The organism is Nocardia terpenica, from assembly GCF_013186535.1.
GTDB classification, from domain to species: Bacteria; Actinomycetota; Actinomycetes; order Mycobacteriales; family Mycobacteriaceae; genus Nocardia; species Nocardia terpenica.
Window position 1 is genome coordinate 1338323 of sequence record NZ_JABMCZ010000002.1, and the last position, 17687, is coordinate 1356009.

General features: G+C 70.1%; 18 protein-coding genes. 7 read left to right on the forward strand and 11 right to left on the reverse strand.

Going from position 1 to position 17687, the window contains the following annotated elements:
• Positions 1 to 257: 257 nt before the first annotated feature.
• Together HPY32_RS17875 and HPY32_RS17880 are read right to left on the reverse strand one after the other, a co-directional pair.
• The gene (locus tag HPY32_RS17875; RefSeq protein WP_171982912.1) at positions 258 to 1010 is read right to left on the reverse strand and encodes a lysophospholipid acyltransferase family protein; all 753 of its coding nucleotides are present in this window, start codon (positions 1008 to 1010) and stop codon (positions 258 to 260) included.
• Between the two features lie 34 nt (positions 1011 to 1044).
• Positions 1045 to 1809 (reverse strand): lysophospholipid acyltransferase family protein, encoded by a 765-nt coding sequence (locus tag HPY32_RS17880; protein WP_067579706.1) that lies wholly within the window; start codon positions 1807 to 1809, stop codon positions 1045 to 1047.
• Between the two features lie 108 nt (positions 1810 to 1917).
• Between HPY32_RS17880 and HPY32_RS17885 the strand changes: the two genes are divergently transcribed.
• Both HPY32_RS17885 and HPY32_RS17890 read left to right on the forward strand, forming a co-directional pair.
• Positions 1918 to 2757: a hypothetical protein gene (locus HPY32_RS17885; protein ID WP_067579704.1), complete on the forward strand. Its 840-nt coding sequence runs from the start codon at positions 1918 to 1920 to the stop codon at positions 2755 to 2757.
• A gap of 44 nt (positions 2758 to 2801) precedes the next feature.
• Positions 2802 to 4352, forward strand: a complete 1551-nt coding sequence (locus tag HPY32_RS17890) for an MBL fold metallo-hydrolase (RefSeq protein ID WP_067579702.1) — start codon at positions 2802 to 2804, stop codon at positions 4350 to 4352.
• 3 nt (positions 4353 to 4355) lie between these two features.
• Here the strand turns inward: HPY32_RS17890 and HPY32_RS17895 are convergent, their stop codons facing one another.
• The 6 genes from HPY32_RS17895 to serS all read right to left on the reverse strand — a co-directional run bounded on the left by HPY32_RS17895 (position 4356) and on the right by serS (position 11122).
• Positions 4356 to 4691 (reverse strand): BP74-related protein, encoded by a 336-nt coding sequence (locus HPY32_RS17895; protein ID WP_067579700.1) that lies wholly within the window; start codon positions 4689 to 4691, stop codon positions 4356 to 4358.
• A 57-nt stretch (positions 4692 to 4748) separates the two neighbouring features.
• Complete coding sequence (locus HPY32_RS17900; RefSeq protein WP_067579698.1) at positions 4749 to 5738, reverse strand: MauE/DoxX family redox-associated membrane protein; 990 nt, start codon at positions 5736 to 5738, stop codon at positions 4749 to 4751.
• A gap of 56 nt (positions 5739 to 5794) precedes the next feature.
• Positions 5795 to 6826, reverse strand: coding sequence for a Gfo/Idh/MocA family protein (locus HPY32_RS17905; RefSeq protein WP_067579696.1), 1032 nt, complete (start codon positions 6824 to 6826; stop codon positions 5795 to 5797).
• Between the two features lie 32 nt (positions 6827 to 6858).
• Positions 6859 to 7812, reverse strand: a complete 954-nt coding sequence (locus HPY32_RS17910) for a DMT family transporter (protein ID WP_171982913.1) — start codon at positions 7810 to 7812, stop codon at positions 6859 to 6861.
• Between the two features lie 39 nt (positions 7813 to 7851).
• Positions 7852 to 9723 carry a putative bifunctional diguanylate cyclase/phosphodiesterase gene (locus tag HPY32_RS45700; protein WP_269456472.1) on the reverse strand — a complete coding sequence of 624 codons (1872 nt, stop codon included), beginning with the start codon at positions 9721 to 9723 and terminating at the stop codon, positions 7852 to 7854.
• A gap of 136 nt (positions 9724 to 9859) precedes the next feature.
• Complete coding sequence (serS, locus tag HPY32_RS17920; RefSeq protein ID WP_067579690.1) at positions 9860 to 11122, reverse strand: serine--tRNA ligase; 1263 nt, start codon at positions 11120 to 11122, stop codon at positions 9860 to 9862.
• 94 nt (positions 11123 to 11216) lie between these two features.
• Here serS and HPY32_RS17925 point away from each other — a divergent pair, with 94 nt between their 5' ends.
• The 5 genes from HPY32_RS17925 to HPY32_RS17945 all read left to right on the forward strand — a co-directional run bounded on the left by HPY32_RS17925 (position 11217) and on the right by HPY32_RS17945 (position 15265).
• Entirely contained in the window at positions 11217 to 12353 is a 1137-nt protein-coding gene (locus HPY32_RS17925; protein ID WP_156673992.1) for a septum formation family protein, read from the forward strand.
• 16 nt (positions 12354 to 12369) lie between these two features.
• Positions 12370 to 12723: a metallopeptidase family protein gene (locus HPY32_RS17930; protein ID WP_067579688.1), complete on the forward strand. Its 354-nt coding sequence runs from the start codon at positions 12370 to 12372 to the stop codon at positions 12721 to 12723.
• A 175-nt stretch (positions 12724 to 12898) separates the two neighbouring features.
• Positions 12899 to 13216, forward strand: a complete 318-nt coding sequence (locus HPY32_RS17935; RefSeq protein WP_067579686.1) for a PE family protein — start codon at positions 12899 to 12901, stop codon at positions 13214 to 13216.
• A 36-nt stretch (positions 13217 to 13252) separates the two neighbouring features.
• Positions 13253 to 14434, forward strand: a complete 1182-nt coding sequence (locus tag HPY32_RS17940) for a PPE domain-containing protein (RefSeq protein ID WP_067579684.1) — start codon at positions 13253 to 13255, stop codon at positions 14432 to 14434.
• On the forward strand, positions 14435 to 15265 hold the full coding sequence (locus HPY32_RS17945; protein WP_082870700.1) for an ESX secretion-associated protein EspG: 831 nt from the start codon (positions 14435 to 14437) through the stop codon (positions 15263 to 15265).
• Positions 15266 to 15411: 146 nt separating this feature from the next.
• Here the strand turns inward: HPY32_RS17945 and HPY32_RS17950 are convergent, their stop codons facing one another.
• The 3 genes from HPY32_RS17950 to HPY32_RS17960 all read right to left on the reverse strand — a co-directional run bounded on the left by HPY32_RS17950 (position 15412) and on the right by HPY32_RS17960 (position 17681).
• A complete protein-coding gene (locus tag HPY32_RS17950) occupies positions 15412 to 16113 on the reverse strand; it encodes a histidine phosphatase family protein (RefSeq protein WP_067579682.1) in 702 nt (233 codons plus the stop codon).
• Positions 16110 to 17030 (reverse strand): prephenate dehydratase, encoded by a 921-nt coding sequence (gene pheA / locus HPY32_RS17955; RefSeq protein WP_067579680.1) that lies wholly within the window; start codon positions 17028 to 17030, stop codon positions 16110 to 16112. Before pheA ends, HPY32_RS17950 begins: the two co-directional genes overlap by 4 nt.
• Positions 17031 to 17264: 234 nt before the next feature.
• Entirely contained in the window at positions 17265 to 17681 is a 417-nt protein-coding gene (locus tag HPY32_RS17960; protein WP_171982914.1) for a hypothetical protein, read from the reverse strand.
• Positions 17682 to 17687: the final 6 nt, after the last annotated feature.

A 17687-nucleotide genomic window follows, 5' to 3' on the forward strand; every position in this document is an offset into this window, starting at 1 on the left:
GCACGCCGGGATCAAAGGAGGATGCGCGCCGGGCCAAAGGAGGATGCGCGCCGGGTCAAAGGAGGACGCGAGCCGGGGTTAGTGGGAGACACGCGCTGGGATCAAGGGGAGGCGCGCGCCGGGTCTAAGGAAGACACGCGCCGGGGCAAAGGAAGACACGCGCCGGGCCAAGGGAGACGCGCGCTGGGATCAACGGAAGGCGCGCGCCAGGGTCAATGGGAGACGCATGCCGGGTCAAAGGAGGATGCGCGCCGGGGTCAGTGGCGGCGTTGTTCGGCTCTGGCGCGGCGGCGGGCTAGTTCTTCCTGTTCGAGGAGGGCGGCTTGTTCGAGGGTGGGGGCGGTGCCGCCGAGGCGGGCGGGGACCCAGCGGGCGCCTGGGGGCATGTCGTAGTGGCGTTGGGCTCGGGTTAGGAGTTGTTCCATGCTGGAACGTAGTTCGGCGGTGAGGGCGTCGGGGGGGTTGTGGGGTGGGATGGGCTCGCCGATCTGGATGTTGATCGGGAAGTGGTGGCGGCCCAGTTGTTTCGGGATGTCCTTGGTCCAGACGCGCTGGGCGCCCCAGATGGCCAGGGGGACGATCGGGACGTCGGCCTCTATCGCCATGCGGGCCGCGCCCGATTTGAACTCCTTCAGTTCGAAGCTGCGGCTGATGGTGGCCTCGGGGTAGACGACCACGATCTCGCCGTCGCGCAGCGCGGTCACCGCCCGGGCGTAGGACTGCGCCCCGGCGCTGCGGTCGACGCCGATCGCCTTGCAGTGCTTCATCAGCCAGCCGACGATGCCGTGCTCGAGTTCGGCCTTCATCATGTAGCGGACGTTGCGGCCGGATTCGCGGCCCACCAGGCCGACCTCCATGAAATCCAGGTACGCGGTGTGGTTCACGGCCAGCACCGCGCCGCCGGTGCGCGGAAAGTGCTGCTGCCCTTCGATCCGGATCCGCAACCCCTGCGCCCAGAACAGGGTGCGCACCAATCCGGTCAGTACATCGAATACGGGCTCTCGCGCCATGGTCCCGAAAACTCCTGCCGTGCCCGCCGACTCGCTACTCGCCCGCGGCCGACTTGTGCTTGCGCTCCCTGGCCTCGGCCTTCGCCCGCGCCTCGGCCGCGTCCATCGCGTCGGCCTCCGCCAGGGTCGGGGCGCTGCCGCCCAACCGAGCCGGAACCCAGTATGCACCGGACTCGTGCGTGTAGTTCTTCTGCAGATCGAGCAGCATGTCCTGCATGGTCGCGTGCAGCTTCGCGGTGAGCTCCGACGCGGGCTCGAACGGCTGGATCGGCTCCCCGACCGCGATCGAGATGGGGGTGTTGGTGCGGCCCAGCCGTTTCGGATAGCCCTTCGTCCACACCCGCTGCGCGCCCCAGATCACCATCGGGATGATCGGCACCCCGGCCTCGATCGCCATGCGCGCCGCACCCGACTTGAACTCCTTGATCTCGAAGCTGCGGCTGATCGTCGCCTCCGGGTACACCCCCACCAGCTCGCCCCGGCGCAGATAGTCGACCGCGGCCAGATACGAGTCGGCGCCCGCGGACCGATCCACCGGAATGTGTTTGAGCGCCCGCATGATCGGCCCGGAGATCTTGTCGTCGAAGACCTCCTTCTTCGCCATGAAGCGGATGTACCGCTTCGGGGTGCGCACGGGCAGTCCGGCGTAGGTGAAGTCCATGTACCCGGTGTGATTGATGGCGATGACCGCACCGCCTTCCGCGGGGATGTGCTCATCCCCCTTGACGTCGAATTTCAGGCCCTGGGCGAAGAAGACGGCCCGGGCCAGGCCGATGATCGACCGGTAGACGGGTTCCACAATTCCGCTAGCGTAGTCGCAGGCACTTTCGGCACCCAGCACCGCACGGAAAAGAGGTTCACCGCAGTGGAACGCCTTCGACCGAGATTGCGTGCAGGGGGCCGGGGGATGGCGTCGGTGGGCGCGGCGCTGCTGGCGGTGGGACTGCTCGCCGCCTGCGATTCCAAGGTCGGTATCAAGGGCACCGACTACGACACCGGGGAGCCCGCGCCCGCGCCACCGCCGTCTAGTTCGTCGCCCGCCGCCCCGACCCCGGCGGCCGCGCCCGGCGAGCTGTCGGTCACCGTCACGCTGAAATCCCGCGATCCCGAGGCCGCCGACGCACTCACCCGCTGGGCGATGGACTTACAACAATTGCCGACACCGGCGCTGGAACGCCGCTGCTGGACCATGGCCCCGCGCAACGTCGAGACCATGTATGCCGACAAGCAGGCCATCCTCGCGGCGCTGACGCAGCCGGGCATCGACGACGGCACCGCGATCACCTGGAAGAGCCCGGCCACCGCGACCGACGGGGTCACCGTGGTCGCCGAGCGCGCCGACATCGCCACCGGCTACGCCTGCCCGCGGGTGTTCCCCGCCGGGACCGAGCCCGGATTCGACGACGCCGACGCCCGCCACACCGTGCGGCGCTATCTGGCCCGGCTCAGCGGATCGCCGCTGGATCCGGCCGACAAGCCCGACAGCCATCCCCTGGTCTGCGCGGCGAGCCCCGCGACCTGGGATCCGACCGGCACCGGGCGGCCGACCGCCCCGCCGCTGGCGACCGAACCCGACAAGCTCACCGGCGTGCAGTCCTTCGTCGATCAGTCGATAACCTCGCGGTCGGTGCGCGGCGACTACATCGCGGTGTCGGTGCCGGTGACCACCGCGGCGGGCAGGCAGGACCGGACCTTCACCCTGCGGTCCGGCGAGCAGGGTTACTGCATCGGCGACGTTTCCGCCTAGCGGCTACCCTGGGTGACCGGCAAACGGTTCAGGAGGACTTCTTCGTGCAGATCACCAGCGTCGGACACGCCGGATTCCACATCCGCACCGCAGCCGGGACGATTCTCTGCGATCCCTGGGTCAACCCGGCGTACTTCGGTGCGTGGTTCCCGTTCCCGGACAACACCCGGCTGGACTGGGACGAGCTGGGCAACTGCGACTTTCTCTATGTCTCGCATCTGCACCGCGACCACTTCGACGCTCGAACTCTCGCCGAGCATGTCGACAAGGACGCCACCGTCCTGCTGCCCGACTATCCGGTGCCGGACCTCAAGCGCGAGCTGGAGAAGCTGGGCTTCCACAAGTTCTTCGAGACCGAGGACTCGGTCAAGCACACGGTGACCGGGGGCGGCGGCGACCTGGACATCATGATTATCGCGCTGCGCGCACCCGCCGACGGCCCGATCGGCGACTCCGGGCTGGTCGTCTCCGACGGAGAGACGGTGTGCTTCAACATGAACGACGCGCGGCCGGTCGACATGGACGTGCTGCACGAGCAATTCGGGCACGTCGACATCCACCTGCTGCAGTACTCGGGCGCCATCTGGTACCCGATGGTCTACGACATCCCGGCCCGCACCAAGGCCAACTTCGGCAAGCAGAAGCGCCAGCGCGGCATGGACCGGTGCCGCAGCTATATCGAGCAGGTCGGCGCGACCTGGGTGGTGCCCTCGGCCGGGCCGCCGGTGTTCCTGGACGACGAGCTGCGCTACCTCAACGACGACGGCGACGACCGGTACTCGGCCGAGAACGGCAACATCTTCCCCGACCAGGAGGTGTTCCTGGAGCAGATGCGCATCCACGGGCACACCGGTGGCGTGCTGATGATCCCGGGCTCGGTCGCCGACGTGCGCGGCACCGAGCTGTCGCTGACCCATCCGATGGATCCGGCGGAGATCTACGACGACAAGGCCGGTTACATCGAGCGAATGGCGCAGCGGATGGCGCCGGTGCTCGCGGCGGAGAAGGCGTCCTGGGCGACCGGCGACGGCCCGCTGCTACCGGAACTCAAGGAGCTGTTCGAGCCGATCATGGCGCAGAGCGATCTGATCTGCGACGGCATCGGCTACCCGGTCGGCCTGGTGCTGGGCGAGGAGACCGTGGTGCTGGACTTCCCCAAGCGGGTGGTGCGCGGCCCGATCGAGGGGGAAGGCAAGTACCGCTACGGTTTCCGGATCGATCCGCAGCTGGTGCGGACGGTGCTGCGCGACGGCGAGCCCGACTGGGTGAACACGATCTTTCTGTCCACCCGCTTCCAGGCGTGGCGGATCGGCGGCTACAACGAGTTCCTCTACACGTTCTTCAAATGCCTCACCGACGAGCGGATCGCCTACGCCGACGGCTGGTTCGCCGAGGCCCACGACGATTCCGCCTCCTGCCAGATCTCCGGCTGGGAGATCCAGCGCCGCTGCCCCCACCTCAAGGCCGACCTGTCGAAATTCGGTGTGGTGGAGGGCAACACCCTCACCTGCAACCTGCACGGCTGGCAGTGGGACCTGGAGTCGGGCCGGTGCAAGACGTCCAAGGGCCACGAGCTGCGGGCGCAGCGCCTCTGACCCCTACGTCAGTTCCCTGGTCAGCTTGGACGACCAAGGGCACCAGAAACATCCGGGCAGGAATGCGCCGCAGGCCTCGTCCAAATGGTCCTCGGCGTAGGTGATGCTGGAGTCGCAGACCTCGATGGCCATGGTGAAGAAGGTGATGGTGTCCGGGTCGAGGTGGAAGCTCCAGCCCGGGTTGTAGTCCGCGGGGCGTTTCCGGATGCGGCCCATGACATGCACCGACATGGTCTCCTCGCCGGACAGGATGCGACGCGCCTCGGCGATGCGCTGCTGGTTGGTCAGCCGGATGACGAATTCCTTGCCGGAATAGTCGGTGAATGCGACGTCCGCCATAGTGTTCTACCTCGATGTATGGTTCGACATAATTGAATGACCGCCCGATGATTCGGACTATGCGCGCGGCACGGTGCGCGCCGTGACGACGAGCTCCCGGACCGACATGGCCCCGCGCGCCACCGGGGCGAGCACCCGGCCGTCGGCCCCGATCAGCACCCCCGAGGGCGTGCCGCGCACCCGGTAGCGGAGCGCGGCCTCGTTACCCTGCTGCACCAGCACCGGAATCTCGCCCAGCCGCTGCTCGCTTCCCCAGGCGGCGTGCTCGGCGACCTCACCGTTGCCGACCACCACGATCGACAGCGCCGCCTCGGCCCGGGCCTGCCAGCGGGGCAGTTCGCGGGCCAGGGCCGCACACAGTTCACAGGCGGGGTGCACGAACACGAGCAGCAGGTGCCGCCCCGAGGCCAGCAGTTTCTCGAGCCCGACGCGCCCGCCGCGGGTGTCCAGCAGTTCGAATTCCGGGGCGAGCGCGCCCACCGGCAGACCCTCCGCGCCGAGGGTGGACAGCGCCTGCTCGTCCAGTCGGCGGCGCAGCGCGCGAACCTCACCGGTCAGCCGGATCAGCGGGGCGGCCAGCGCGGCCGCGAGCACCGTGCCCACCGCGCGATCGGCCGAAAGCTCCTGGGGGACGCGGGGATGGGCGAAGGATCCGGCGGCCGCCGCCACCGTCAGCGCGATCAGCAGCGCGTTCCGGAGCACCGTGGTGCGCCCGATAGGGGTTGTGCTCGTCGCACCGAAACACGAACAGGCCGGTCGTTTTCCACGCCGGAGCAGACCGATGACCGCGGTGGTGAACACCAGCAGCAGCGCGGTGCCCGCGAGCGCCGCGACGGCCGCGGTCCACGGCGGCAGCACCGCCACCGCGATCGCCGCCTCCGCCAGCGGCAGCGCCCAGCTCACCGCCGGCGCCCACCGAACCGGAATCCCGAACTCCGCCACCGCCGTTCGCGTACCGGACCGATCGGCCAGTTTGCCGTACGCCGACAGCCCGAACACCACCGCGACCGCCGATCGCGCCGCCCACACCCCGTATTCGACGAGCATCCTGGCACCATGTCACATGCGATACGGATGTGAAATACGAATGGCCAGAACGATATTCATCCGGTGATCGCGCGGGCCCGCTCCAGGATGCGCAGCGTGGCCACCGCGTCGCGCGGATCGACCGGCACGGGCGCGCCGTCGAGCAGCGCGTCGGCCACGCCCGCGTAGAACGCCGGATAGTCGCCGGGCTCGCTGGGGATCGGTTCGGCGCCGCCCTCGGCGCCGAACAGTCCCCAGCGCTCGGGTTCGACCGTGCCCCAGGGCGTTCCGTCGCCCGGGCGGCGCCCGGCGCGCAGGGCGTCCTCCTGGGGGTCGAGTCCGTAGGTCACATAACCGTTCTCGGAGCCGAGTACGCGCAGGCGCGGGCCCAGTTGCGGGGCTACGGCGTTCATCCACAGGTGGGAGTGGACGCCCGAGGCGTGGGTGAGCGCCAGGAAGGCGTCGTCGTCGGCCTGCACGTCCGGTCGGCGGGTGTCGAGTTCGCAGTAGATGCCGGTGACGGGGCCGAACAGGGTGAGCGCCTGGTCGACCAGGTGGCTGCCCAGGTCGTAGAGGATGCCCGCGCCGTCATCGGCCGCGCCCACCTCCCGCCAGCCGCCCTTGGACACCGGCCGCCAGCGCTCGAACCGGGACTCGAACCGCCGCACCGTGCCCAGGCGACCCTCGTCGATCAATCGGCGCACGGTCCGGAAGTCGCTGTCCCAGCGCCGGTTCTGGAACACCGTGAGCGGCAGCCCGGCCCGCTCGGCCTCGTCGATCACCGATTCGGCCTCGGCCACGGTCAGCGCGAAGGGCTTGTCCACCACCACCGGCAGCCCCGCCGCGAGGGCCTGCCGCGCCAGCGGCGCGTGGGTGCGGTTCGGCGTCGCGATCACCACCAGGTCCAGGGCATCCGGATCGGACAGCAGCGCGTCGGCCGACGCGGCCACCCGGACCCCCGGATGGTCGCGCCGCGCCTGCTCCGCCCGCTCGGCCGACGAGGTGACCACCGCCGCCACCCGCAGGCGCGGCTCGGCCGCCACCAGCGGCGCGTGGAACACCGCCCCGGCCAGCCCGTATCCCACGATCCCGACGTTCAGCCGCCGCATGAGCCTCCCTTTCTGCCGAATCACCGGGAACCCTACTGCGACGCGGGTCGGCGGGCCGCCACCAGGACGGCGACCAGGGTGAGCGCACACCCGAGCACGGCGGCGACCGGCAATCCGGAACCGGACGGAAAAACGAGGTCCAGGACCAGGGCGGTGGACAGCTGCCCGGCGACCGAGGCCAGGCCGAGGAGCAGAACCCCTATCCGGCGCACGACCAGGGCCGCGAGGGCAATGAACGTCACGCCCAGCAGGCCACCGAGATACAGCCACGGTTCGGTCGGCGGGCGGGTCGGCAGGCCCTGCGCGGCCACCACCGGCGACTCCACAGCAATCAGCGCGACGGTGCCGCCGAGGAAGTTCATCAGGGTGGCCGAGAGCGGGCCGCCGACCGCGCCGACCCGGCCGTTCATGGCCTGCTGCCAGGCCAGGCTCATCCCCGCCAGCGCGGGCAGCACGATCAGCAGCGCGGCCGGAATCCCGTGCAGGAGCGAGTCGTCCGGGGAATCGGTCCGATCGGTGCGCCCGAGCGCCGAGATCACGACGGCGACCAGGGCCAGCCCCGCCCCACCGAGCCGCACCGCCGTCACCGGCGTCCGCCCGCCCGGCCCGAGCCCCAGCCGATCCACCAGCACGCTGCTCGTCAGCTGCCCCGCCACCACCGCCACGGTGAACGCCGTGACCCCCACCACCGCCACCGTAAGCCCCTGGCACGCAACGAAGAACGCCCCGCACAGCCCCCCGAGCAGCTGCCACCACCGCAACGTCCCATCGCCCACGGCCGCCCACACCAGCCGCACCCCCGCCCGCAACCGCCCGCTGACGGCGAACACCACACCCAGCAGCCCCAACCCCAACACGAAACTGACCGCCGCCGCGGCAATCCCATCGTGTAGCCGCTCCCCCAACGCCCCGTTCACCCGCCCCTGCACCGCCACCCCGGCCCCGACCAGCCACCCGAACCCGACACCAACCCGCGGCCACCCCACGTCTCGATTCTGCGCCTCGATCCCCTCGGAGGCCCCTCGTTACCGGGGTCGGCTGCCGAAATCGCCGTTGTCGAAGGGGGTGTCCATGGGGATCCAGCCGTTGCCGGAGTATTCGTGGTCGGGGATGCCCGCGCCGACGAGGCCGCGGTGGTCGTTCAGGTCGTTGACGAGTTCGGCGACGGGATGGGAGTCGCTGTAGTGGTAGCCCTGGGCCAGGGCGAAGCCCAGTTCGGTGAGGACGGCCGCCTGGTACTCGGTTTCCACGCCCTCGGCGATGACCTGGAGGTCGAGCGATTTACTCAGGGCGGCAATGACATTCAGCAGGGGTGGGGCGGGGGAATCGGAGCGGATGGCGGCGACGAAGGACTGGTCGACCTTGAGGATGTCGCTGGGGATGGTGGCGAGGCGGCTCAGCGAGGAATAGCCGGTGCCGAAATCGTCGATGGCGATGCGCACGCCCCGTTCGCGTAACTTGTGCAGATTCCCCAGGGCCGTCTGCGATTCCGCGGCCAGCTCGCTCTCGGTGACCTCGAGCACCAATTGCTCGGCGGGCCAGCCGGTGTCGGCGAGGATCCCGGACACCCGGTCGGCGTATTCGGATTCGGCCAGCTCCAGGCCGCTCACATTGACGTTGAGGGTCAGGTCGAGCTGGGCGAAGGTCTCCTGCAGGCGGGCCGCGTCGGCGCAGGCCCGGCGCAGCACCAGCTCGTCCAGGTCGGAGATGAGGTCGTACTCCTCGGCGACCCGGATCAGGCCCTCGGTGGTCACATCCGGCTGCGCGCTCGACGACCAGCGCAGCAGCGCCTCCACGCCGACCGCCTTGCCGCCGCCCTCGGTCAGGCTCACGATCGGCTGGTAGTGCACGTCCAGCGCGCCCTTGTCGATGGCCTCGCGCAGCTCCACCGCCAGCGGCAGCTGCCGCGACGACTCCAGCACCGTCCGGTTGCGCCCGGCCTGCTTGGCCCGGTACAGCCCCACGTCGGCGCGGCTCACCAGCAGCGAGCCCGATTCGCCCGGCTGCCAGGAGGTTACGCCCGCCGAACAGCCGGTGGTCACCGCGGCGCGCAGCTGCTCGGTGAGCAGGATCGCGGCCTGCTCGGTGGTGCCCGGCAGCAGCAGGGCGAAGGCGTCGCCGCCGTAGCGGGCCAGCCGCTGATCCGACTGCAACAGCTTCGACCAGGTGTCGGCCACCCGCTGCAGCACCGCGTCGCCCGCCCGATGACCCAGGTGGTCGTTGATCTTCTGGAAGCGGTCGAGGTCGACCAGCACCAGCGCCAGCCCCTGCCCGGTGCGGGTGGCGTGCGCGATGGCGTTGGTGAGCGCGCGGTCGAAACCGCGCCGGTTGAGCAGCCCGGTGAGGGTGTCGATATCGGCGTCGGAGGCCATCCGGGTCAGCACCCCGACCACGATGCCCACGCCGACGGTCACCCCGGCCGGGATCATGCCCGACCACCACGGCAGACCGCGCGAGGGCACCACCCACAGGCACAGCGCGACGGCGAACACCACGTGCGCCGCAACCCATTGCCACGCAAAGAAAATCGCGGCGTCGCAGGCGATGAACACGTAGAACGCCGCCAGGCTGATGCCGCCGACGGTGTTCGGGAACCAGTGCACCGCAACGGTCACCAGCACCGTCGCCACCGCGACGTAGCCGTGGTGGATCGAATGCGGCAGCCGCGGACCCCAGATCAGCAGGCTGATGCCGAGCAGCAGCGAGATCGCCGCCGCGGTGCCCACCACCGGGCGATTACCCTCGTCGCCCGGGGCCACGGCGGTGATGAGCAGACCCAGGACACCACCCATGACGTAGAACGCCCCGGTGGTCCGGGCCATGAGCATTGCTGTCGCCAGCGCCGATGCTGCCCGCACCCGCGTGCGGGTATCGCCGCGAGACCGGATTCCTCGCACGCTGCCTAGCCTAGACACAACTGTCCTGGGCAGTAGTGACATCGACAGGAATCGACCGGCAAAGTCGCCGATTCGATGCCCCGGCGGCGCACGACCGTCGCCCGAGACCGCATTGACGCACCTCGCGAATTATCAGCTACCGCAATGGTTCCAGTACGTCCGTACCGACGAACGGCACCAGCGCCTGCGGGACCCGCACCGATCCGTCGGCCCGCTGGTGGTTCTCCCACAGCGCCACCAGCCAGCGGGTGGTGGTCAGAGTTCCGTTGAGCGTGGCCGCAATCTGCGGTTTGCCGTTCTCGTCCCGATAGCGCACCGACAGCCGGCGCGCCTGGAAGGTGGTGCAGTTCGAGGTCGAGGTGAGCTCGCGATAGGTCCCCTGGCTGGGTACCCAGGCCTCGCAGTCGAATTTGCGGGCCGCCGAGCTGCCCAGATCGCCCGCGGCGACGTCGATCACCCGGTACGGCACCTCGATCGCGGCGAGCATGTCCTTCTCCCAGTTCAACAGCCGCCGATGTTCGGCGTCGGCGTCCTCGGGGCGGCAGTAGACGAACATCTCGACCTTGTCGAACTGGTGCACGCGGATGATGCCGCGGGTGTCCTTGCCGTAGCTGCCCGCCTCGCGCCGGAAGCACGACGACCAGCCCGCGTACCGCTTGGGACCGGCACTCAGGTCCAGGATCTCGTTCGAGTGGTACCCGGCCAGCGGCACCTCCGAGGTGCCCACCAGGTACAGATCGTCGTCGGCCAGGTGGTACACCTCGGCGGCGTGCTGACCCAGGAATCCGGTGCCCGCCATGATCTCCGGGCGCACCAGCACCGGCGGGATCATCATGGTGAAGCCGTTGGCCGTCGCGCGCTGGGCCGCCAGCTGCAACAGCGCCAGCTGCAACAGCGCGCCGTAACCGGTCAGGAAGTAGAACCGGGCGCCGGACACCTTCGCGCCGCGCTCCATGTCCAGCAGGCCCAGCGATTCGGCCAGCTCCAGGTGGTCCTTCGGCGCGAAGTCGAATTCGGGTGCGGCGCCCACGGTTTCGAGCAGCACGAAGTCGTCCTCGCCACCGGCGGGGGCGCCCTCCTGGACCACGTTCGAGATCGCCCGCTGCGCGGCGTCGAGCTCGGCGTCGGCGGCGCTCTCGGCGGCCTCGGCCTCCTTGACCTTCGCCGACAGCTCCTGACCGAGCGCCAGCAGCGCGGGCCGCTCCTCGGGGGACGCCTTGCCGACCTTCTTACCCAGCGCCTTCTGCTCGGCGCGAAGATTGTCGGCGGTCGCGACCGCGGCCCGGCGGGCGGCGTCGGCCTCGAGCAGGGCATCCACCAGCGCCGGGTCCTCGCCGCGAGCGCGCTGCGAGGCGCGCACCGCCTCGGGATTCTCGCGCAGGAAACGGAGGTCGATCATGGGTCCTCAGCCTAGTGGGCGGCGTCCACCGAAATTCCACAGGTCCACAACCGGTCGTAGCGGCGGCGCGCACGCGCTGCCATGATGGAGCGCGATGCCTTCCGATGATGTGCCACCACCGGCGCCCGAGTCCGGACCCGCGTCCCGCGGGGGCTCCGGCGTGCGCAAACGGTTTCCGATCGCGGGCCGACGCATCGCGACCGGGCGCGTCCACCTGCCCGCGCACCGGCTGCGCTGGGGGCTGCTGGCGGTGGCGGTCGGCGCCATCGTCGCCGCGACGATCACGCTGGTCATCTCCGGATTCCGCAGCCCGCACGGCCTGGAGGCACACGACCCCGGCTCCCCGCAGCCGACCGGACGCTCCAATTCGGCCTTCGGCACGGCACACTCGGGCGACTGCCTGACCTGGACCAACCCGAAGACCCTCGACCTGTCCAAGGTCAACTGCTCCGACAAGCACCTGTTCGAGGTCACCTCCGACATCGACCTGAGCCGCTACCCCGGCCGCGAGTTCGGCCCCGGCTCCCGCTTCCCCGACTCGCTGCGGTTCGCCGAATTGCGCGACGAACACTGCGGCCCCGCGGCCGCGTCCTATCTCGGCGGCAAGCTCGACCCGCGCGGCCGGTTCGTGGTCGGCATGATCAATCCGGGCGAGCCCGCCTGGCGCAACGGCGACCGCACCATCCGCTGCGGCCTGCAATTGGTCAGTGCCACCGGCAATGCCACCCAGCAGACCACCGGCCGCGTCCGCGACGGCGACCAGTCGCGGGTGTTCGACGCCGGCGTCTGCATCGGCATCAACCAGAGCCTGCCCACCAACGAGCCGGTCGACTGCGCCAAACCCCATGCCTACGAGGTGATGTCGACGGTCGACCTGGGCGCGCACTTCACCGGCGGCCCGCCGAGCAACGACGACCAGGACAAGTACATGCAGGAGGAGTGCTCCAAGGTCGCGGGCGACTACCTCGGCGGCCAGGACGCGCTGATCAACAAGACGCTCACCATCTTCTGGGACAACCTCGACACCCGCAGCTGGCTGGTCGGCAGCCGCAAGCTGAACTGCCTGGTGGGCAAGGGTTCTCACGAGGGCTTCTCGTCCGTCACCGGATCGGCCAAGGGCGACATCCTCATCGACGGCCAGGCCCCGGTGCCGCCGCCGAGCTCCGGCCGCTCCACCCCCGCCCCGCTGCCGGGCGCCGCGCCCGCGCCGATCCCGCCGGGCCAGCGGTAGGGAGCCGGTCGCCCCGATGCCCGTCTCGATGCCCGCCGACCGATTCGAGGAACTGGTCGGGGACGCACTGGATCTCATTCCGCCGGAGCTGGCCCGCGCCATCGACAACGTGGTGGTGCTGATCGAGCCGCGCCACCCCGAGGACCCGCATCTGCTGGGGCTGTATCACGGCATCGCGCTGACCCAGCGAATCGACAGCCACTACGGCGGCGCGCTGCCGGACACGGTGACGATCTACCGCGACGCGATCCTCGAGATGTGCGACAGCGAGGACGAGGTGATCCAGGAGGTCGCGATCACCGTCATCCATGAGATAGCTCACTACTTCGGGATTGACGAAGAACGCCTGCATCAGCTGGGATGGGGCTAGCCTTACTCGCAAGCGCAAGAGCGGGTCAAGCCGGAAGAAACTCCGGACTCGAGGGAACCGGATCGCGGGCCGTCGCGTCCAATCAACTCGTAGGGGGAATTCTCGTGGTTCCACCGACGGGTCGGTAGACGCCGGCCCGACAGTTGCTTTGCCGCCACAAGAAGGAGTTCGAGCCATGGTTGGCCACGTACTTGTTCAGCCCGAAGTCGTCCTCGCGGCCGCAGCAGAACTCGACCTGCTGGCCGAACGCCTGGCCGCGGTGTCCGCGCTGAGCGGACCGGCCACCCATGTCCTCCCCTCCGGCGCCGAGGAAGTCTCGCTGCTGGCCGCCACCCACTTCAACCAGGCCGCGATCACCCACGATCAGTCTGTGGCACAGGGCATTCTGGAGCTGCACCACGCCGCCGCGACGCTGCGCACCCAGCTGGCCCAGTACCTCGCACAGGACGTGGTGAGCGGCGCGGGCATCAGCGCCGCCGGAGCCATCGTCTAGAAGCCTGTCGCCGACCATTCTTTCAGGGGAGAAACAATGACCGTAGGGATCACCGGGGTGTTCTGGTTGCCCCGCATGGCGGAGGCCAACTCCATCTCGCTCAACGCCGGCGCACACGCCGTCCCGATCGCGGCCGCGTCCACCGCCTGGGGCGCGCTGACGGCCGCCTGGGTCGACGCGACCGCGACCGTCGCCCGCGTCATGGCCGAACTCGGCGTCGGCCTGCAGGGCGTCAACGGCATCGCCGCGCTCGCCCGCCTCACCGGTTTCACCGGCTGGGCCGAACAGCAGGGCGTGCTCGCCGCCGCCATGGGCGCCAAGACCGCGGCCAACGCGACCGCCTACACCGTGGCCTCCATCGCCATGCCCAGCCTGCCCGAGATCGCCGCCGTCGACGGCACCCTGGCCGCCGCGTCCAACCCGGCCGGTGCCGCCTCCGGCGCCTTCGAGGTCGCCGAGGCGGCCAAGAACGCCATGGACATTCGGGCCGCACTGGTCATGGAGACCTACGAGGCCGCCACCTCCGCCCTCGTCACCACGCCCAACCAGTTCCTCATGCCGCCGCCGATCGCCAACGGCGCCGGCGTGGCGGGCGGTACGCAGGACGCCGCGCAGGCTTTCCAGAACGGCTCCGCCGACCCGGTGCAGGCCGCCGTCGGCGCCGCGCAGGCGGTGCTCACCAATCCCGGCGTCGCCAGTGCCGCCACCCAGGCCGCGCAGTTCGCCGGTTCGGTGGCCTCCACCGGCGTCACCACCGCCGGCAATGTCGCGGGCAGCGCGATCGCGGCCGCCGGTCACGCGGCGCCCGCCTCGGTCGGCACCGCCCCGATGATGATGGGCGGCATCGGTTCCGCGACGGCCGCGGCCGGTGGCGCGGCGGCCACCCGGGCGGTGTCGTTCGGCGGCGGTTCCACGGTGTCCATCGGCAACGGCGCGGGCAGCCTGAAGCTGCCGGAGGGCTGGGGCGCGAACGCCATCGGCGGAAACCCCACGGCCACTGCCGTTCCCGAGTCCGCGACCGTCGGCCAGGTCGGCGCCCCCGCCCCCACCCGGCCCGCCAACGCCACCGGCGGCAACCCGCTGCTCGGCCGCCAGATCGAGGACGAAGACGAGGACGACCACAAGGGCAACGACTACCTGCGCGGCGAGCACTTCGCCGACGGCCGGGTCATCGCACCGGGCGTCATCGGCGGCGACTTGGTCGCGGGAGAACGCTAGGTGACAGTCCTCGGCGCGGGCCACGGACCGTCCATGCTCGAGGCGGTCGTGCTGTCGCTCGACGAAATGCAGTTCCTGCTGGAGACGCTGCAGATCGACGAGGTTCCCGTCGTGCTCGACGCGATCGGCCGCTACGACAATGTGGTCGACCACGACGCCGCCATGGCCGCGGCGGCCGAATCGCTCACCGCGCGAGAGCTTCTCGTCGGCGACGCGGTGCACCGCGACCTGGCGGACCGGCTGCGCGCCCTGTACCGCCCGCACTGGGCGATCGCGGTGCGCTGGGTGGTCGACGGCGTCGTGAATCGGTTCTGCCTCGCCAAGGGCGACGACCTCGAGGTCGTCGCCCTGCGCGGCCCCGACTCCTACGTCATCGACGAGGCCGGGTCCGACCTGCCCGGGACGATCATGGCCGCGCTCGGCCCCGCCGAGGCACTCGAGCTGTACGGCATGAACGCACCCACCGAGCAGCTCGCGCCCATCTTCAACGACACCGGCGACTCCGCGGCCACCGCCCAGCGCCTGGCCAAGGTGGGCAAGCCCGCCACCGACGCCCAGACCCTCGCCTCGGCCCTGGTCGAAATCCAGTCCTACGCCGAAATAGTCGGCGTCATCTACGGCGACGGCACCCGAGACGTCGCCGACAACCACGTGGCGGTCTTCAACACCCGCCACGGCCGCATAGTCCTCACCGGCACCACCGCCGACGACGGCACCAAATGGCTCTCCCTACACAGCGGCACCCAACCCCGCCTCCGCACAGCCCTCAAAAACCTCATAGAAAGCCTCCCCCTCCGCCCCGAATTCAAACCCAACCCAAGCCTGACATAAGCCAGCCGACCGAGGGCCACCCCACCGAGTCGCCGCCCTGACCAGCCCACCGATCGTGATCCCTCGTCGGCCCACCGGGTTGTCGCCCCTGGTCAGCCCACCGAGTCGCCGCCCCCTCGTCAGCCCACCGAGTCGCCGCCCCCTCGTCAGCCCATTGGGTCGTCTGCGGTGGGCTCGGCTTCCGCGTCGAATGGTGGGGTGTAGCGACCCCAGCGCGTGCAATCCCAGCCGAGGAAGGTGCCCGAATCGGTGTAGCGCGGGGCCAGTTCGATCGTTTCGGTGTTGTCGAGATGATTGTTCGTGGCGAAGGGCAGGGCTATGTCGGCGATTACCCGGGCTACCAGGCGCATGGCCGCGCCATGGCTCACCAGCAGGATGTCGCCGGGCTCAGTTCCGGTGGACAGGTAGCGGGTCCGAATGTTTTCCAGCGCAGGCAGATACCGGTCCAGGACCTCCTGGCCGGTCTCGCCACCCGGTACCCGCAGCTGTAGGTCGCCGCGGTGCCAGGCGCGATACACGCGCTGGAAGGTCTCGTGCGCGGCTTCGGAATTCAGGCCCTCGAGGTCGCCTACCTGCACCTCGTACAGGCCGTCGATGGACTCGGCCGCCACCCCGGTCACCGATTCGATGTGCGCCGCGGTCTGCCGGGCGCGCAGCGCGGTCGAGCAGAACAGTCGCCGCGGCGGCGCGGACAGGTTCGTGCCGAACGACTTCGCCTGTGCCACACCGCGTTCGGTGAGCGGTAAGCCCGGCACCCGGGTGTCCAGGATCTTCGCGACATTGCCCTCGGTCTCACCGTGCCGCACCAGCACCAGGCGCCCGGGCGCGGGATCGGGTCTCTCGGTCATAGGTCGGCCACCCCCTTCTTCAGATCCTCCAGCCAGGTCGCGGCCGGTTCGTCCGGCGGCGGCGGGGTGCCGCTCGGCGAACTCGCGGGCCACGAACCCAGGTAACGAATGCGGCCGGCGGTGCGGTGCAGCGCCTTGAGCGCCTCCGCCACCGGGGCGTCCTCGATGTGCCCGACGCAGTCGAGGTAGAAGCGATAGGTGCCCATGCCGGTGCGGGTCGGCCGGGACTCGATGCGGGTGAGATCGACTCCGCGCGCGGCGAATTCGGCGAATACCCGCATCAGCGACCCCGGCTCGTTGGCCAGCTCCAGCACCACCAGGGAGGTGCGGTCGGCGCCCGTGCGCGGGGGCGCGGCGCAGGGCCGGGTGACCAGCACGAACCGCGTCACCGCCCGATCGTGGTCGGCGACGCCCGTGGCCAGTACCGACAGCCCCAGCCGCTCGCCCGCCAGCGCCGTGGACACGGCCGCGTCGGCGTGCCCGGCCGCGACGTCCTCGGCCGCAGCGGCATTGGAGGCGGACGTGTACAGCTTCGCCTGCGGCATCCGATCGGCCAGCCACATCCGGACCTGCGCCGCCGCCACCGGATACGCCGCGACCGTGCCCGCCTCGGCAAGGGTGACCCCGTCCCGCGCCACGATCGTGAACGCCACATCCAGCTCGGTCTCCGCAACGATCTGCAGCCGCGACCCGACCGTGAGCGCATCGAGCGTCGTCGAAATGGACCCCTCGACCGAACTCTCGATCGGCACCACCGCCCCGTCCACCTCACCGGACCGAATCAGCTCGAGCGCCGCCCCCTGACTGGGCGCGGCAATCCGTTCCACCGCCCCCTCGAACACAGCGGCGGCCTCCAGCTTGGCGAGAGCCATCTCGGTAAATGTTCCCGAGGGCCCGAAATAGGCGATACGCGGCACGAATACGACATTACCGAGAGCTCCCCCGCAAGCCCGCCGTTTGCACGATTGTCACGCCCCGAGCCGAGCGTCCACGAACACCACCCACAGCGCTGTCACCACCAGCCGACGCATCAGCACCGCTTTGCTGAGCACCGATTGTCGGCGAGCACCACGCCGGTGTCGTGGTCATCACCAGCGGCCGGAGCGCCCGCGCTCTCGGTGGGCACCGGGTTGGCGGCCAACGAGCAGGTGTCAGTCGGGGGTGAGGGTTGTCAGGGCGTGGGTGATGGTGGTGGGGGCGGGGGTTTCTATGGCGAGGAGGACGGTGCGGAGGGCCTCGATGGCCGGGGGCTGGAGGGTGCGTAGGAAGGGCAGGTCGGGGGTGGTCAGGGCGGTTCGGATGTCTTCGCCGCAGAGGGCGGCGGCGGTGGCGGCCACGATGGCGACGGCGCGGTTTCCGTCGGCGGTGCGGGCTATGAATCCCGAGTCCGTGTGGGCGATGCCGACGAGGAATTCCGCGATCGATTCGTCGGAAGTGTCCAGGTCGAGGACCGGGGCGGGCGGAGGGTCGGAGATCGGCTGGACCAGATCGTCGACCAGGCGTGCGGGCCGGGTGGGCATGCTCAGGGACAGCAGAACCGGTTCGGCGGGGGTGGAATCGTGCGGCACGGTTTC

What these genes read in the sequence shown, in the direction of transcription:
- HPY32_RS17875 (WP_171982912.1), bottom strand. Translation starts at nt 1,010, where the DNA reads ATGGCGCGAGAGCCCGTATTCGATGTACTGACCGGATTGGTGCGCACC.
- HPY32_RS17885 (WP_067579704.1), top strand. Translation starts at nt 1,918, where the DNA reads ATGGCGTCGGTGGGCGCGGCGCTGCTGGCGGTGGGACTGCTCGCCGCC.
- HPY32_RS17895 (WP_067579700.1), bottom strand. Translation starts at nt 4,691, where the DNA reads ATGGCGGACGTCGCATTCACCGACTATTCCGGCAAGGAATTCGTCATC.
- HPY32_RS17900 (WP_067579698.1), bottom strand. Translation starts at nt 5,738, where the DNA reads ATGCTCGTCGAATACGGGGTGTGGGCGGCGCGATCGGCGGTCGCGGTG.
- HPY32_RS17905 (WP_067579696.1), bottom strand. Translation starts at nt 6,826, where the DNA reads ATGCGGCGGCTGAACGTCGGGATCGTGGGATACGGGCTGGCCGGGGCG.
- serS (WP_067579690.1), bottom strand. Translation starts at nt 11,122, where the DNA reads ATGATCGACCTCCGTTTCCTGCGCGAGAATCCCGAGGCGGTGCGCGCC.
- HPY32_RS17925 (WP_156673992.1), top strand. Translation starts at nt 11,217, where the DNA reads ATGCCTTCCGATGATGTGCCACCACCGGCGCCCGAGTCCGGACCCGCG.
- HPY32_RS17930 (WP_067579688.1), top strand. Translation starts at nt 12,370, where the DNA reads ATGCCCGTCTCGATGCCCGCCGACCGATTCGAGGAACTGGTCGGGGAC.
- HPY32_RS17935 (WP_067579686.1), top strand. Translation starts at nt 12,899, where the DNA reads ATGGTTGGCCACGTACTTGTTCAGCCCGAAGTCGTCCTCGCGGCCGCA.
- HPY32_RS17940 (WP_067579684.1), top strand. Translation starts at nt 13,253, where the DNA reads ATGACCGTAGGGATCACCGGGGTGTTCTGGTTGCCCCGCATGGCGGAG.
- HPY32_RS17950 (WP_067579682.1), bottom strand. Translation starts at nt 16,113, where the DNA reads ATGACCGAGAGACCCGATCCCGCGCCCGGGCGCCTGGTGCTGGTGCGG.